The organism is Nocardia sp. NPDC004123, from assembly GCF_053603795.1.
This window is the reverse complement of record NZ_JBSGGG010000019.1, coordinates 145,258-159,544: the sequence shown is the minus strand read 5'-3', so window position 1 is coordinate 159,544 and position 14,287 is coordinate 145,258. Positions and strand designations below refer to the sequence as shown.

Here is a 14,287-nt window from a genome sequence, read left to right as displayed (position 1 = left end):
GCCGCGCGAGCGGTTACCGTCGATGGTGTGTTCGGCATCATCCGGCCCTGCCGTCATCGGCTGGGCGAGGAACTCGGGCGGGCCTGGCTGGCGCAACTGTGCGGACTCTGTCTGGCACTGCGTGACGACCACGGCCAGAGCGCCCGCATGGCAACCAATTACGACGGGCTGATCGTCTCGGCCCTGGTGGAGGCACAGTCCACGGCGCCGCCCACCCGCCGCGCGGCCGGGCCCTGCCCGCTGCGCGGCATGAAACGCGCCGACGTCGCCACCGGCGACTGCGTCCGGCTGGCCGCCACGGTCTCGCTGGTGCTGGCGGCCGCCAAGGTGCGCGATCACGTGGCCGATCACGACGGCATGGCGGGCGCGGCCGGATTCCGGCCCGCCGCCCGGCGCATCGCCCAGCGCTGGGCCCGGCAGGGCGAATCTACCGGCGCCGGACTGGGTTTCGACACCGGAGTGCTGGTGACCGCGGTGGATCGGCAGGGTGAGGTGGAGGCCGCGGCCACGGTGGGCACCCCGCTGCTGGAGGTGACCGAACCCACCGAGACCGCGACCGCCGCGGCCTTCGGCCACACCGCCGTTCTGGCAGGAAGCCCGGGAAACCAGGCAGCGCTGTCGGAGGTCGGCCGATTGTTCGGCCGCATAGCGCATCTCGTGGATGCCGTCGAGGACCTGGACGAGGACCTCGCACGCGGGAAGTGGAATCCCCTGGCCGCCACGGGAACCGAGGTGGCCGAGGCGCACCGCTTGTGCACCGACGCCCTGCTGGGTATCGAATTGGCGCTGGCCGATGTGGAATTCACCGATGGGCGGCTGATTCACAAACTGCTGAAGCACGAGCTGAACCGGTCGGTGACAAGGACCTTCGGCGGTCCCGCGCACACCTGCGCGAATCACGGTGCGCCCACCACGCCGCTGAGCCGCTGGCGTCGCCGGGGTCCGGGGCCGGGCCCCTGGGGTCCGCCGCCGCCCGGCTACGGTCCGCCTCCGGGCTACGGCCCGGGTCCCGGCTATTACGGTCCCGCCCCGCGGCGCCGCAGTGGCTTCTGCCTGCCGTGCTGTGAGGGCTGCGTCTGCTGCGGCGAAGGATGCTGCTGCTGTGAGGAATCCTGTTGCTGCTGTGAGGAAACCTGCTGCGACTGCTGAGTCACCGCGAGGGGCGGGCACTGCGGATTGCCCGGCCCTCCCGGCCCGATGATCCCGCCACCTCCGGGTAGACGGCTCACCGATGCCGGATCGGCTAGCTGGAGGCGGAGGCGGAGCCGGACGAGAGCAGGCTGCTGCCGCTCGCGCTGCCGCTGATCAGATTCGACAGGCCCGACGAGCCGGTGCTCGTGGTGGTGGTCTGCAGGGTCCAGGTGCCGCAGCCGCTGGTGAAGAAGGCGACGTCGGTGGGCTTGATCTCGACGGTGACGGTGCCGTTGACCGCGCCGCCGGCCTGGATGGTGGCGTTGGCGTCGGGGGTGATGGCCGACAGCCGCGCCCAGGCGCACACGGTGGCGGCTGTCGTGGTCTTGTAGACGCCGGGCTGGATGTCGACGCCGACCTTGAAGGTGGCATCGGTGCTCATGCTGTTGCCGACGGCATTCGCGGTGCCGGTGGAGGCCAGGATGGCGGCCGCGGTGAGTGCGAGGCCGTTGGCCCAGACTGTCTTTCTCATGATGTGTCCTCAAGGGTGTGAAACGAGAGCGTTTCGGAGAGTAATGGGCGCCCGGGTCACCGGGGTGCGTTTTCCATAACCTGGCGTAAATGGGCATCCGGACTATCCGGCCATCGAACATCGGATGCCGGAATTGCCGCGTGCCGCCATGATTGGTTGCGTGGCAGGACAATTCGTTCCGATTCCGGATTGGTTCTCAGCGGACAACCAGGATTGCGGTCTCGCCATCGCCGATCTGAGCGGCGACGGCACCCTCGACGCGGTGGTCCTCATGGTCGACAATCCGCCAGGTCAGAACACCGGAAACTATCGAGTCGGCCACGCCCTGGCGGCCGACGGCACCGTCCGCGAGTGGGGCCCCTGGCTGCAGGTGCCCGACTGGTGGGGCTGGGAGAACCAGGGCGCGGGCATCGCCATCGCCGACCTGAACGGCAACGGCCGCCCGGACATGGTGGTGTTCCTCGTCGACAACCCCGCCGGCCAGAACCAGGGCTACTTCCGCATCGGCCGCGACCTCGCCCCAGACGGCACCGTGACCGGCGGATGGACTGCGTGGCAACAGATTCCGGACTGGTACGGCTGGGAGAACCAGGGCGCCGACATCTGCCTGACCCACTTGGACGGGCAGCCGGTTCTGGTCGTCATGACCGTCGACGATCCGGTCGGCCAGAACAGCGGCCAGTTCCGGCTCGCCAAAGGTCTCGGCGCCGACGGCTCCGTCGCGGAATGGACACCGTGGCTGGCGATTCCGGACTGGTGGGGGTGGGAGAACCAGGGCGCGGGGATGACCGTCGCCGACCTGGACGGGGACGGGCGGCCCGAACTCATCGTCTTCACCATCGACCACCCGCAGAACGGCAGTGCCGGGCTCTACACCATCGGCTGGGGCCTGGACGGCACCGGGCACTGCGTCGACGGCTGGAGCCGCTGGTCGCAGGTGCCGGACTGGGGTTTCCGGGAGAACGAGGGCGCGGCGGTCGCCCTGCTGCCCGGCGCCGGCGGACTGCCACAGCTGGTGGTGTGCGCGATCGACCATCCCCAGGGCGGCAATGCCGGATACCTGCGCGTGCTCGACCTCGACACCGATCTGGCCACCGCGGCCATCCAGGGCACCTGGCGCATCCTGGATTTCGACACCGAGATCAATCCGGTGCACGCCGCCCTGCTGCACACCGGCGATGTGCTGTTCTTCGCCGGATCCGGTAACGATCCGGATCGGTTGAACGCCCACGACTTTCGCACGCGGGTGTGGCACTACCCGAATCCGGGGCTGGACGCGCCCGCGACGCCCTTCGACATGTTCTGTTCCGGGCAGGCATTCCTACCGGACGGGCGGCTGCTGGCCGCGGGCGGGACCGAGCAGTACGACCCGTTCCTCGGGCTACGTGACGCGTTGCTGTTCGACCCGCAGTCGCTGACCTGGAACCGGCAGCCCGATATGGTCTCCGGGCGCTGGTATCCGACCCTGACCGCGCTGAAAAACGGTGCGGTGGTCGCGGTTTCGGGCCTGGGGGAGGACGGGTTCCTGTCGGAGACGCCCGAGTTGTTCGACCCCGCCACCCTGACCTGGTCGAAACTCCCTGTGCCCGGGCCCATTCCGACGTACGCACATCTCGTGCTGCTCGCCGACGGCCGGGTGTTCTTCACCGGCGGGCAGTTCGGCACCAACAACGGCATGCGCCCCTCGATCTGGGACATCGCCACCGGTGCGGTCACCGAGGTGCCGGGGCTCGTCGATCCGGAGTCGCGCAGCCAGTCCACCAGTGTGCTGCTGCCGCCCGCGCAGGCGCAGCGGGTGATGCTGATCGGCGGCGGCAGCGTCGACCCGCACGGTCCCGGCATGGCCTCCGCGGACACCCGGATCGTGGATCTGAGCGCGGCCGCGCCGGCGTACCAGGCCGGCCCCGCCATGGCGTATGCCCGTATGCACGTGTGCGCGGTGATCCTGCCGGACCGCACGGTGCTGGCCGCGGGCGGATCGAGTATGGAGGAGATGGCGGATTCGGTGCCGCCGCACGGCGAGATCTACGATCCGGTCGCCGGAACCTGGTCGCCCACCGCGCCCGAGCGGGTGGCGCGGCTGTACCACTCGGTGGCGCTGCTGACACCGGACGGCAAGGTGGTGACCGCCGGATCGAATCCGCTGCGCAAAACAGAGGAACTGCGCATCGAGATGTTCTGGCCGCCCTACTTGTTCCAGGGTGCCCGGCCGGAATTTCAGATGTCCAGCGGCACAGCGGAATACGGCGCGACCCTGACGATCGCCACCACGGCCGCCGTGCGTGAGGCCAGCCTGCTGCACCCCACCTCGTGCACCCACTCCTGCGACAACAACCAGCGGCTGATCGACCTGCCGATCACCCCCGCCGCGTCCGGCGCCCTCACCGTCACGCTGCCCTCGAACCCGGCGCTGGCCCCGCCCGGCTGGTACCTCCTGGTCGTAGTGGACACCGACGGGATTCCCTCGACCGGGCAGTGGCTGCACCTGAATCCGGACGCGCCCGCACCGGTGTGAACCGCGAAATGCGGCAGCCCGGGCCGATACTCCGCACTACCGTGGAAGGTATGACCGCGGAGTACCGGCACCTACTCGTGAAGCGGGACGGCGACACCATCACCGTCACCATGAACCGTCCCGACCGCCGCAACGCGCTGTCCGCCGACCACCTGACCGAACTGCTGGCCGCGTTCCGCGCCGCGGGCGACACCGACGCCACCGGCATCGTGCTCGCCGCGGCCGGGCCGGTGTTCAGCGCAGGCCACGATTTCGCCGATGTGGCCGCCCGTGACCTGCTCGGCGTGCGCGACCTGCTCACCCTCTGCCAGCAGGTCATGACCACCCTGGAGACGGTGCCGCAGGTGGTGATCGCCCGCGTGCACGGCCTGGCCACCGCGGCCGGCTGTCAGCTCGTCGCGTCCTGCGACCTGGCCGTCGCCTCCGATTCGGCGGGCTTCGCCCTCCCCGGTGGCAAGGGCGGCTGGTTCTGCCACACCCCGGCCGTCCCGGTCGCCCGTTCCATCGGCCGCAAACGCCTCATGGAGCTGGCCCTCACCGGCGACGTCATCGACGCTCGCACCGCCGTCGACTGGGGTCTGATCAACTACGCCGTCCCCGACGCCGACCTCGACGACGCCGTCGCCGACCTGCTCGCCCGCGCCACCCGCGGCAGCCGCGCGAGCAAGGCGCTCGGCAAACGCACCCTCTACGCCCAGCTCGACCGCCCCGAGGCCGACGCCTACACCCTCGCCCGCGAGGTCATGGCCGCCGCCTCCCAATTGCCCGGCGCCCGCGAGGGAATGGCCGCCTTCCTGGAGAAGCGCCCGCCCGTCTGGCCCGACTGACCGGCGAGGCGGATGGGCGGGAATCCCACCCGGTCTCCACCCTGGGGTGGTGGGTGGAGGCGGTTCGCGGGGCGACCGTAGAGGCATGAACTTGCAGAATGCGGTGGTCGACGGCGCGGTGGCGGTGCTGGTGATCGGGTGGATCATGTACCGGCAGACCCGGTGGCAGGTCCTCGACGCCAATCGGCTGTGGCGGGGACCGATCATTCTGGGGCTGGTGGGGTTTCTGCAGATGAAGTCCGTGGTCACCGGTGGCGGCCTCGGGGTCATGTCGGTGGCCCTGCTGGCCTTGTCGGCGGCGCTCGGTGTCGGGATCGGCGTGGTCATGGGGATGCTGTCCCAGCTGCGCCGCACCGCCGCGGGATGGGAGGCGCGGACCGGGTGGGCCGGATCGCTGCTGTGGCTGGTGCTGCTGGCGGCGCGCATCGGGGTGGACGTGGTCGCGCACCTGGCCGGCGCGGTGTCCGTCACCTCGGTCGGGGCGATCCTGCTGGTGGTGGCGCTCAATCGGGCGGGCCGGGCGCTGGTGCTGGCCCGGCGTGCCGAGCAGGCGCACCCGGTTGCGGCACACTGAGACCGATGTCCATCCTCGACCCACCCTCGAGCCTGTCCAGGCTGCTGCGCCTGGTCGGGCTCGTCGCCGTGGTCTCCTCCTCGGCGAGTGTGGCCCTGTTCCACCGGCCGTGGGTGGCGGCGCTGGTGGTGCTCTCGTGGCTGGGCTGGGCGGCGTGGGTGGTGATGCCCGCACGGAAGTGGCGGCGGGAACGAATCTGTCTGTGCGCCATGGCCATCGGCGGGGGATCGACCGTCGCCCAGTCGGTCGGCTCCGGAATCACGGCCCTGGCCACGGTATTCATCGCCCTCGGCCTGCTGAGCGCGCCGCTGTGGTTCGGTCTGGCGATCGCGCTGTCCACCTCGGTGCTCATGTGCGTTTCCATCCTGGTGGACGGTGCGCGTCCGGGGGCACTGGTGGGATTGCTGGTCGGTGTGGTCGTGGTCGGCTTGGCGGGGTGGAGCCGCCGCCAGGCGCGGGTCGGCGCGGAGCGCAATCGGATGCTGGTGGAACAGAATCGGATCATCCGCGAGGAGCGGGATCGGGCCGCCGCCCTGGCCGAGCGCGGGCGCATCGCCCGCGACATCCACGATGTGCTCGCCCACACTCTGGGCGGTCTGGTGCTCCAACTCGACGCCGCGGACGCGCTGTTGGAGGCGGGGGAGACGGACCGGGCCGCGGAGCGGGTCAAGGCATCTCATCGGCTGGCGGTGTCCGGGCTGGCCGACGCCCGCCGGGTGGTGGGCACGCTGCGGTCGGGCGGCTTCGACGCGGCGGCCGAGCTGCGCCGGGTGGTGGAGGAGCACCGCGCGGCCGGCGGGCAGCTGGCCGAGCGATTCGATGTCGCGGTGGATCCGGCGAACGAGCAGGCGGCGGTGGCCCTGATCCGCGCGGTGCAGGAGGCGCTCACCAATGCGCGCAAACACGCACCCGGGCAGGCGGTTACGCTCGCATTGCGCGGCAGCGGCGCGTCGCTGGAGGCGGTGGTGTCGAATCCGATTGCCGCGCAATGGGTGCCGCTCGGCAGCACCGGTTCCGGGGCAGGACTGCTGGGTATGCGGGAGCGGATCGAGGCGGCGGGCGGACTGCTGTCCGCCGGGAAGGAGGAGGGTCGGTGGACGGTGCGAATTCTGCTGCCGCGGAAGTGATCACGGTGGTGGTCGCCGACGACCAGACCACCGTGCGCGACGGGCTCACCACGGTGTTGTCGCTGCTGCCCGATATGCGGGTGGTGGGGGAGGCCCGCGACGGCGCGGAAGCGGTCGAGCTGGTACGGCGGGTGAAACCCCGGGTGGCGCTGATGGATCTGCGCATGCCCGGCATCGACGGCGTGGCCGCGACCGCCGCCATCACCGCCCAATATCCCGAGACCGCGGTCCTGGTACTCACCACCTACGCCGACGACGCCTCCATCGCGGGCGCGCTGCGGGCGGGCGCACGCGGATATCTCACCAAGGACGCCGGTCGCGCCGAGATCGCCGCGGCCATCCGATCCGTCGCGAGCGGTCACACCACCCTGGCCGCCGATGTGGGCCGCCGCCTGCTCTCCGCCCTCGACGCGCCACCCGAAGCGCCCGCCGACCTCACCGACCGCGAGCGGGACGTACTGCGGCTGATGGCGCAGGGGCGCAACAACTCCGAGATCGCCAAGGAACTGTTCATCGGTGTCAGCACCGTGAAGACGCACATCAATTCACTGTTCGCCAAACTCGGGGTCCGCGATCGCGGCCAGGCCATCGCCTTCGCTCATCGCACGGGTCTGGCCCGCTGAGCGAGGGTCCGGGGCTACCGAACCTCAATCGGCTATCTGAATCTGTAGATATTGCAATCTGAGCATGGATTGCCGATATGGCATCGCTGCCGCGACACCCGGACCATGAACCTGTTCAGAACAAACAGCTCAGAAGAGCGGTGCCCGCCATCGGACTTCGCCGCGGCTAGGGGGAAACCGCTTGCCCGAAGCGGGCTTCGAATGCGGCGCGGTTGGCTGAGATGGGGGAGCGGTCCCAGACGGCGAACACGACGCGATCGAAGGCGGCCCCGTGGATCTGGAGCGCCCGATCGAAGGCCTCGGCGACCTCGTTCGGGTCATTGCGGAACACACCGCATCCCCACGCGCCGAGGACCAATTCGCGGACACGCTCGTGAGCGGCGACGGCGAGCACCCGCTCGGCGCGGGCGATCAGGATCTCGCGAACATCGACCCGTTCGCCCGAACGGTCCGCCAGTGCACCGGCATTCGGCGCGGGCGAGGTCAGGAACGAGGTGGTGAAGGTGTGCGCGGTGAGCGCACCGCGGTCGTCGCGGACGACCGGGACCTCGCGGGAGAAGATGACACGATGGCTGTAGCGCAGGTCGTCGGATGCGCGGTGGGCCTCGTAGTAGCGGGGCGTCTCGAGCAGGCAGCGGTAGAGCAGGGCGCTGCGGCACAGGTCTTCCTCCTGGGCGCGGGCACCGCGGAGGTAACCGCCGCCGGGGTTGCGGGCGGAAGCGAAATTGAGGACGGCGATGGTTTTTCCGCCTTCCTCGTGTAGCCGGCGGGCGGCCTGCATGCTGCCTTCGGCCGTGACCTCGGGGCGTCCGGTGAACGGTCCGGGGTCACGGTTGTAGAGGTCCTCGTCGGGTTCGAAACAGTGGGTCCAGGCGCGCGCCTGGGACAGCGCGTCGGTGATGTCGACGAGGGTTCCGTCGGCCGCACGATAGGTGCCGAGGGCGGCGATCCGCTCGTTCTCGTCGGCGATTTGTTGTGGGCTGGTACTCATTTCAGTGACCATACGGACCGGGCCCGGGAATGGCATCCGAATTTTAGTCGCAGACACTAATACTGGGCTGTCGCGGTGCGCGCACCGGGTTTGTCCGACCGTCCGCCTACGATGTCGCCATGACCGGCTCCCAGCGTTTGCGGATCGTCCCGTCGCAGTTCGCGGTGGATCACCTGCCGAATTCCACCTTTCCGGAGGACGACGAGTGGATCGCCCTGGTGCGGGCGCCGGAGGGGCTCACCGTGATTCGCGAGGCGCCCGCGTGGGCCGAGGGTGAGACCTGGAAGGGTTTCTACGGTGTCGACGCGGGCAGCCTGAACGCGCCCGGCACGCTGGCCGCCTTGATCGGGCCGTTGGCGGAGTCGTCGATCCCGGTGTTCGTCGCCTCCACCTTCCATGCCGATCTGGTGCTGGTTCCCGCGCATCGGCTGGAGGAGGCGTCGGCGGCGCTGCGTGATGCGGGGCATCGCATCGCCGACTGACACCGAGGGTTGGGAAGCGGGGCCTTGGGGTAGTCCGGCGTTGTCCTGCTGTCCGGTTGCGTGGGACGGCCCACGGGTGCACCATATTACTGTCTACGTACGTAGAACGTATGAGCGGGCGCGCCCCCGGCGCCCGGGGCGGCTCGGGTCCATACCGGCGATCACCCTACGATCGGGTGCGCACCAGGACCGTAGGCCGACACGCGATGCGGAATCGGCTGAGCCGTGAGGTGAGGAGACGTCAGACGTGAGTGCGCGAGGCTTCGGAGACCTGGAAGCGGTCGTCATCGAACGCATCTGGGATCGCTCCGGCAAGACGACGGTCCGGGAAGTGTTCGACGAGTTGGCCGGCGAGCGCGACATCGCGTACACCACCGTCATGTCCACCATGGACAATCTGCATCGCAAGGGCTGGCTGGAACGCGAACGCGTCGGCAAGGCCTACCGATACTGGGCCACCCTGAGTCGCGAGGAGTACAGCGCCCGCCTCATGCGTGAGGCGCTGGGCAGCGGCGGTCGTTCGGATCTGGTGCTCGCGCACTTCGTGGAGCAGATGAGCGCCGAGGAGTCCGAGGGCCTGCGGGCGGCCCTGCGCAAACTCGCGCGCTCCAAACTGCGCTGACCGGAGGGTCTGCGCGTCACCCCGATTCCCGCCGCTGCCACCGGTAGTGGTGTGCTGCCGCCTGCCGACCGCGGGTTCGGCGTGTCGGGTGGCCGATTGCGCAAACCTCATGCGTGTCCTGTCGTTTTGCGTCGGATTCGCCGCGGCCGGGCGTGAGCCCGATCACCGGCTCCCAACTAACTACGTACGTAGATAGTAGATTGTTTCGAGGGTGTGTCAATGACATGCCGGCGAGGAAACCGGTCGGTCAAAACAGCGGCCGGGCAGTCGGATTCGAGGCGGGAGGTGTCGGCGGTGGGTCGTGTCGGCGGGTTCGGCCGGACACTGTGGGTGCTGCTCGGTTCGGGGCTGGTGCTGCTCGCCGCGATTGCCGGTTGCGCGCTCGGCGATGGGTCCGATCATGCGCGCCCGCTGGAAGCGGTGTCGATCGCCCCGGGTGAACCGGGGGCTCCGGGACCGCACGGCGGTGAATCCGCGCACTGCGACCCGCATGTCGGGGACGCGATCCGGACGGCCTCGCCCGGCGCGGAACACGCGCCGGAGGCGGCCGCCGATCCCATTGTCCCGGCAGCCGGACCTGCGGATACCGGAATCGTCGCCGTGTCCCACGGAGTACGGGGACCACCCGACTACGCGGTCGGCGGCCGGATGCTGCTGACCCGCCTGTGTATCGACCGACGCTGATCGGCCGGCGACAGGCCCTGGGCGTCGCGCCCCGGGCCGGAGTCCGTTGCCGTGCACATCATGCCGCCGCCGCGGCGGTCCGATACCGAAAGCGACAGTCATGGACAAAGGTCTGCTCGACGAGTTCGACACGAGCACCGGCCGGCCCGGATTGCCCGGCCTGGCCCGGGAACCCCGCGCGCTGGTGGGCAATACGCCGGTGCTGTGGGTGGGGGAGCCGTTCTCGCCCCCGGGGCTCGGCTTCTGGGCCAAGCTCGAGGGACGCAATCCGGGCGGGATGAAGGACCGGCCCGCGCTGCACATGGTGCAGCGGGCCCGGGCCCGGGGAGTGCTGGCGCCCGGCGGCCGGATCATCGAATCCTCCAGCGGCACACTGGGGTTGGGGCTGGCCCTGGCGGGGCTGGTGTACCGGCATCCGGTGACCGTGGTGACCGATCCGGGGCTCGAGCCCATGGTCGCGCAGCTGCTCGCGGCCTACGGCGCCCACGTGGAGCTGGTGTCCGAGCCGCATCCGGTCGGCGGCTGGCAGCAGGCGCGCCGCGATCGGGTCGCCGAACTGCTGGCGGCCGAGCCCGGCGCGTGGTGCCCGGACCAGTACAGCAATCCCGACAATGTCGACGGCTACGAGTCCCTGGCCCGGGAGTTGATCGAACAGCTCCGTGGCGTCGACGTCCTGGTCTGCGCCGTCGGGACCGGCGGCCATTCCGCCGGTGTCGCCCGTGCCCTGCGCCGCACCAACCCGGACCTGTCCCTGATCGGTGTGGACACCGTGGCCTCCACCATCTTCGGCCAGCAGGCGGGCCCGCGCCTCATGCGCGGCCTCGGCTCCAGCATCCACCCGCGCAATGTCGACTATGCCGCCTTCACCGAAATCCACTGGGTCGCACCGGCCGAAGCCGTCTGGGCCTGCCGCACCCTGGCCGCGGCCTACCTCGCCAGCGGTGGCTGGAGCGTCGGTGCGGTCGCGCTGGTGGCCGGGTGGGCGGCCCGCACCCACGCGCCGGGCACCCGGATCGCCGCCGTCTTCCCCGACGGCCCGCATCGCTACTTCGACACCGTCTACAACGATTCCTATTGCGCCGCACACGGACTGCTCGGCGCTCCGCAACCCACCGCGCCGGACACGATCGCTCATCCTCGGGACCGGCAGGTGGAGAAGTGGACCCGCTGCTCCACGGTTATCGACCCCCGGGGGTCGGAGCCCGCGTCGGAGACGGGAGCCCGCGACCGCACTCCTGCTCCGACCGCGAACACGGTCGGTCGGATACCCGGTCTCGGTCCGGGCGATGGTGCCGCTGGTCATTCGACGGCAGTGGAGCCCGGAGATGGTGAGCCGGTGGGGAATCCGGTACTCGGTTCGACGAGCGCACGCGACTTCGCGGAGCCGATTTCGTGAACATCGTGGCGAAGTTCCGCGGGTTCGATCGGGCCGCGCAGTTGCTGATGGTCAATCAGTTCGGCATCAACCTCGGGTTCTACATGCTCATGCCGTATCTGGCCGGGTACCTGTCCGGCCCGCTGGGTTTGGCGGCGTGGGCGGTGGGGCTGGTGCTGGGTGTACGGAATTTCTCGCAGCAGGGGATGTTCCTGGTGGGCGGCACGCTGGCGGATCGGCTGGGGTACAAACCGCTGATCGTGGCCGGATGTCTGTTGCGGACAGCTGGTTTCGCGCTGCTGGTGTTCGCGTCGGATCTGCCGGGCCTGCTCATCGCCTCGGCGGCAACGGGATTCGCGGGGGCGCTGTTCAATCCGGCGGTGCGGGCCTATCTGGCCGCGGAGGCGGGGGAGCGGCGGGTGGAGGCGTTCGCGGTGTTCAACGTCTTCTATCAGGCCGGGATGCTGGCGGGCCCGCTGGCCGGATTGGCGCTGCTGGCCTTGGATTTCCGGGTCACGGCGGCCGCGGCGGCGGTGGTGTTCGCGCTGCTCACCGTCGCGCAGCTGTTCGCGCTGCCCGCGCGCCGCGGTGCCGAACCGGCCGTGCGGACCTCGGTGCTGCAGGATTGGCGCACCGTCGTCGCCAATCGCCGTTTCGTCGCCTTCGCGCTGGCCATGATCGGCTCGTATGTGCTGTCGTTCCAGGTGTATCTGGCGCTGCCCCTGCAGGCCGGGTACCTGGCCGGTGAGCGGGCGCGGACGGTCACCTCGGCGCTGTTCGTGATCTCCGGCCTCGTCGCGGTCGCGGGGCAGCTGCGCATTACCGCCTGGTTCCGGAAACGCTGGGGGACCGGCCGCGGCCTGGTGGTCGGTGTGGCCCTGCTGGCGGTGGCGTTCGTGCCGCTGGCGGTCTTGCCCGCACCGCGGCCCTTCGGTGCGCCGGTGGCCATCGGCGCGCTGCTGCTGGCGGCGGCGGTGCTGGCGGTCGGTACGGCGGCAGTGTTCCCGTTCGAGATGGACACCGTGGTCTGCCTGTCGGGGAATCGCCTGGTAGCCACGCATTACGGCTTCTACAACACGGTGGTGGGGATCGGCATCCTGGTCGGCAATCTCGCGACGGGTGCGCTGCTGGGTGCGGCGCATGCCGTCGGGGCGGACTGGGCGGTGTGGCTCGGTCTCGTGGTCATCGGCACGCTGGCTGCCGTCGCCTTGCATGTCCTGAATCGATCCGATCGGGATCCGGCCCCCACCCGCCCGCCGATCGAGGATCCGTCATCGCCCGCGGGTCGGCGGATCGACTATCCGACCCGGCCGCTGCCGGTGCGGCGCTGAGCCCGGGACTCGGCGCGGCGGTCCGCGCCGGGTCCCGGCTAGACGGCACAGACCTTGATGCCGATGCCGGCGGTGACAATGGCCGCGACCGGGATGAACACGGCGGTGAGCGTGATCGCGGTGATCGCGATGCGCGTGTGCATGCGGGGCGGGTTCTCCGGCGCGGAGAGGCGGCGGACCCGGGGCAGCAGCGCGGCCTCGGCGGTCGCGGGCGGGGTGGGGAGGGTGGAGAGGGTCAGCAGGGCCTGTAAGACGGTGGTGCGCCCGTGGATTCGGGCGGCGACATCGTCGGCGAGCATCTCCAGCAGGCGCGCCACCTCGGAGGCGCCCAGGGTGAACAGCTCGACCCGCGGCAGCACGGTGGCCAGGCTGCGGGTGAGGGTGAGGAGCAGGTGGTGGCGGCCGTCCAGGTGGGCGCGCTCGTGGGAGAGCACCGCATCGAGGTGATGATCCTCGAGCGCGGCCAGCACGCCGCGGCTGACCACGATCGTATGGGGTTTGCCCGCAACGCAATACGCGGCCGGATGATCGACCTCGAGCACGACCGCGTCCAGGCCGGGGTGGTGGCGTCCGGCGAGCCGGGCCATCCGGGCGTGCTCGAGGGTGGTACGGCGCGAGCGCAACAGGGTGGTGCCGAGCCGCACCGCCAGCACCAGCACGGCGAGCGTGGCGAATCCCGACAGCGCGAACAGCCCGGTCTGCAGGTGCACGCCGTAGTCGCCTTCCGCGGCGTCGTGCAGGTGCAGCAGGCAGCTGTCCATGAATCGGGCGGGAAACAGTGAAATCCGGTGCGTGACAAGGTCGATGATGATGATCGCCAGTGTCACCGTCCAGGCCAGCACAGTCGAGGCCATGGCCGCCAGCCAGGCCGCCACCGCGATCCGCGGCGCGGCCCCTGCGGTGCTGAGCCGGCGCAGCAGTCGGGGCGCGAGTACGGCCACGGCGAATCCGTACAGCAGCAGACAGACGGCGACGCTCATGCCGGCACCCGCGATCGCGCTGCTCGCATCCGATCTCCTCCCGTGGAATGGGCACGAGTGTAGAGGGCAAAACTGAGGGCAGGCTTACTCCCGCGGCGTGACGGCCGCCGCAGGCGGCCGGCAGGAGCGCCATGTTCGATACCCCTGTGGGGTACAGTTTCCATATACCTACTGGGGGTATAACTCCGAAACCGGTGACAGGAGAACCGATGTCGACCCGAACCGAAGAGGCATGGCGCATGGCACGACATCCCGCCACTGTGACCCTCGCCCGCTGCGTCGCTCTGTGTGTGATGGCCGGCGTGCAGGCCGGCCTGCGCGGACGTGCCGCCGACTCGCCGTGCCAGGGTGGGAAAACCGCATGAATCGACCGGGCGTGCTTGCGCTCGGCGGCGATTCTCCGGTATTACGTATCTACGTAGTTGATACGTAGATAGGCCGGGTGTCGTTTCCTCGACGGCACCGGGACGCCGACCGGACCGGCGTCGACACG

General features: G+C 70.1%; 15 protein-coding genes. 12 read left to right on the top strand and 3 right to left on the bottom strand.

Translation table 11 applies throughout. The features are described 5' to 3' along the window. The first annotated feature begins 27 nt into the window (after positions 1-27). Complete coding sequence (locus ACWEQQ_RS27670) at positions 28-1,149, top strand: DUF5685 family protein (RefSeq protein WP_452350286.1); 1,122 nt, start codon at positions 28-30, stop codon at positions 1,147-1,149. 94 nt (positions 1,150-1,243) lie between these two features. Here ACWEQQ_RS27670 and ACWEQQ_RS27665 read toward each other — a convergent pair whose 3' ends face one another. Next, the gene (locus tag ACWEQQ_RS27665) at positions 1,244-1,663 is read right to left on the bottom strand and encodes a hypothetical protein (RefSeq protein WP_452350285.1); all 420 of its coding nucleotides are present in this window, start codon (positions 1,661-1,663) and stop codon (positions 1,244-1,246) included. Positions 1,664-1,823: 160 nt separating this feature from the next. Between ACWEQQ_RS27665 and ACWEQQ_RS27660 the strand changes: the two genes are divergently transcribed. The 5 genes from ACWEQQ_RS27660 (at position 1,824) to ACWEQQ_RS27640 (ending at position 7,329) form a co-directional block, all read left to right on the top strand. Further along, entirely contained in the window at positions 1,824-4,178 is a 2,355-nt protein-coding gene (locus ACWEQQ_RS27660) for a galactose oxidase-like domain-containing protein (RefSeq protein ID WP_452350284.1), read from the top strand. A gap of 50 nt (positions 4,179-4,228) precedes the next feature. Further along, positions 4,229-5,005, top strand: a complete 777-nt coding sequence (locus ACWEQQ_RS27655; RefSeq protein WP_452350283.1) for an enoyl-CoA hydratase-related protein — start codon at positions 4,229-4,231, stop codon at positions 5,003-5,005. A gap of 85 nt (positions 5,006-5,090) precedes the next feature. Beyond that, complete coding sequence (locus ACWEQQ_RS27650) at positions 5,091-5,579, top strand: hypothetical protein (RefSeq protein ID WP_452350282.1); 489 nt, start codon at positions 5,091-5,093, stop codon at positions 5,577-5,579. A gap of 5 nt (positions 5,580-5,584) precedes the next feature. Beyond that, on the top strand, positions 5,585-6,706 hold the full coding sequence (locus ACWEQQ_RS27645; protein ID WP_452350281.1) for a sensor histidine kinase: 1,122 nt from the start codon (positions 5,585-5,587) through the stop codon (positions 6,704-6,706). Next, a complete protein-coding gene (locus ACWEQQ_RS27640; protein WP_452350280.1) occupies positions 6,673-7,329 on the top strand; it encodes a response regulator in 657 nt (218 codons plus the stop codon). The genes ACWEQQ_RS27645 and ACWEQQ_RS27640 overlap by 34 nt, the downstream gene beginning before the upstream one ends. 166 nt (positions 7,330-7,495) lie before the next feature. Here ACWEQQ_RS27640 and ACWEQQ_RS27635 read toward each other — a convergent pair whose 3' ends face one another. Further along, positions 7,496-8,320, bottom strand: a complete 825-nt coding sequence (locus tag ACWEQQ_RS27635) for a TIGR02452 family protein (protein WP_452350279.1) — start codon at positions 8,318-8,320, stop codon at positions 7,496-7,498. A gap of 119 nt (positions 8,321-8,439) precedes the next feature. Between ACWEQQ_RS27635 and ACWEQQ_RS27630 the strand changes: the two genes are divergently transcribed. The 5 genes from ACWEQQ_RS27630 (at position 8,440) to ACWEQQ_RS27610 (ending at position 12,814) form a co-directional block, all read left to right on the top strand. Beyond that, positions 8,440-8,802, top strand: a complete 363-nt coding sequence (locus ACWEQQ_RS27630; RefSeq protein WP_354837508.1) for an ACT domain-containing protein — start codon at positions 8,440-8,442, stop codon at positions 8,800-8,802. A 247-nt stretch (positions 8,803-9,049) separates the two neighbouring features. Beyond that, a complete protein-coding gene (locus ACWEQQ_RS27625) occupies positions 9,050-9,424 on the top strand; it encodes a BlaI/MecI/CopY family transcriptional regulator (protein ID WP_364612631.1) in 375 nt (124 codons plus the stop codon). A gap of 294 nt (positions 9,425-9,718) precedes the next feature. Beyond that, positions 9,719-10,108 (top strand): putative copper homeostasis (lipo)protein LpqS, encoded by a 390-nt coding sequence (gene lpqS / locus ACWEQQ_RS27620; protein WP_452350278.1) that lies wholly within the window; start codon positions 9,719-9,721, stop codon positions 10,106-10,108. Between the two features lie 100 nt (positions 10,109-10,208). Next, the gene (locus ACWEQQ_RS27615) at positions 10,209-11,504 is read left to right on the top strand and encodes a PLP-dependent cysteine synthase family protein (protein WP_452350277.1); all 1,296 of its coding nucleotides are present in this window, start codon (positions 10,209-10,211) and stop codon (positions 11,502-11,504) included. Between the two features lie 47 nt (positions 11,505-11,551). After that, positions 11,552-12,814: an MFS transporter gene (locus ACWEQQ_RS27610; protein ID WP_452350307.1), complete on the top strand. Its 1,263-nt coding sequence runs from the start codon at positions 11,552-11,554 to the stop codon at positions 12,812-12,814. 38 nt (positions 12,815-12,852) lie between these two features. Here ACWEQQ_RS27610 and ACWEQQ_RS27605 read toward each other — a convergent pair whose 3' ends face one another. Then, the gene (locus tag ACWEQQ_RS27605) at positions 12,853-13,794 is read right to left on the bottom strand and encodes a M56 family metallopeptidase (protein ID WP_452350276.1); all 942 of its coding nucleotides are present in this window, start codon (positions 13,792-13,794) and stop codon (positions 12,853-12,855) included. Positions 13,795-14,003: 209 nt separating this feature from the next. Between ACWEQQ_RS27605 and ACWEQQ_RS27600 the strand changes: the two genes are divergently transcribed. Next, positions 14,004-14,159: a hypothetical protein gene (locus ACWEQQ_RS27600; RefSeq protein ID WP_452350275.1), complete on the top strand. Its 156-nt coding sequence runs from the start codon at positions 14,004-14,006 to the stop codon at positions 14,157-14,159. Positions 14,160-14,287 lie beyond the last annotated feature (128 nt).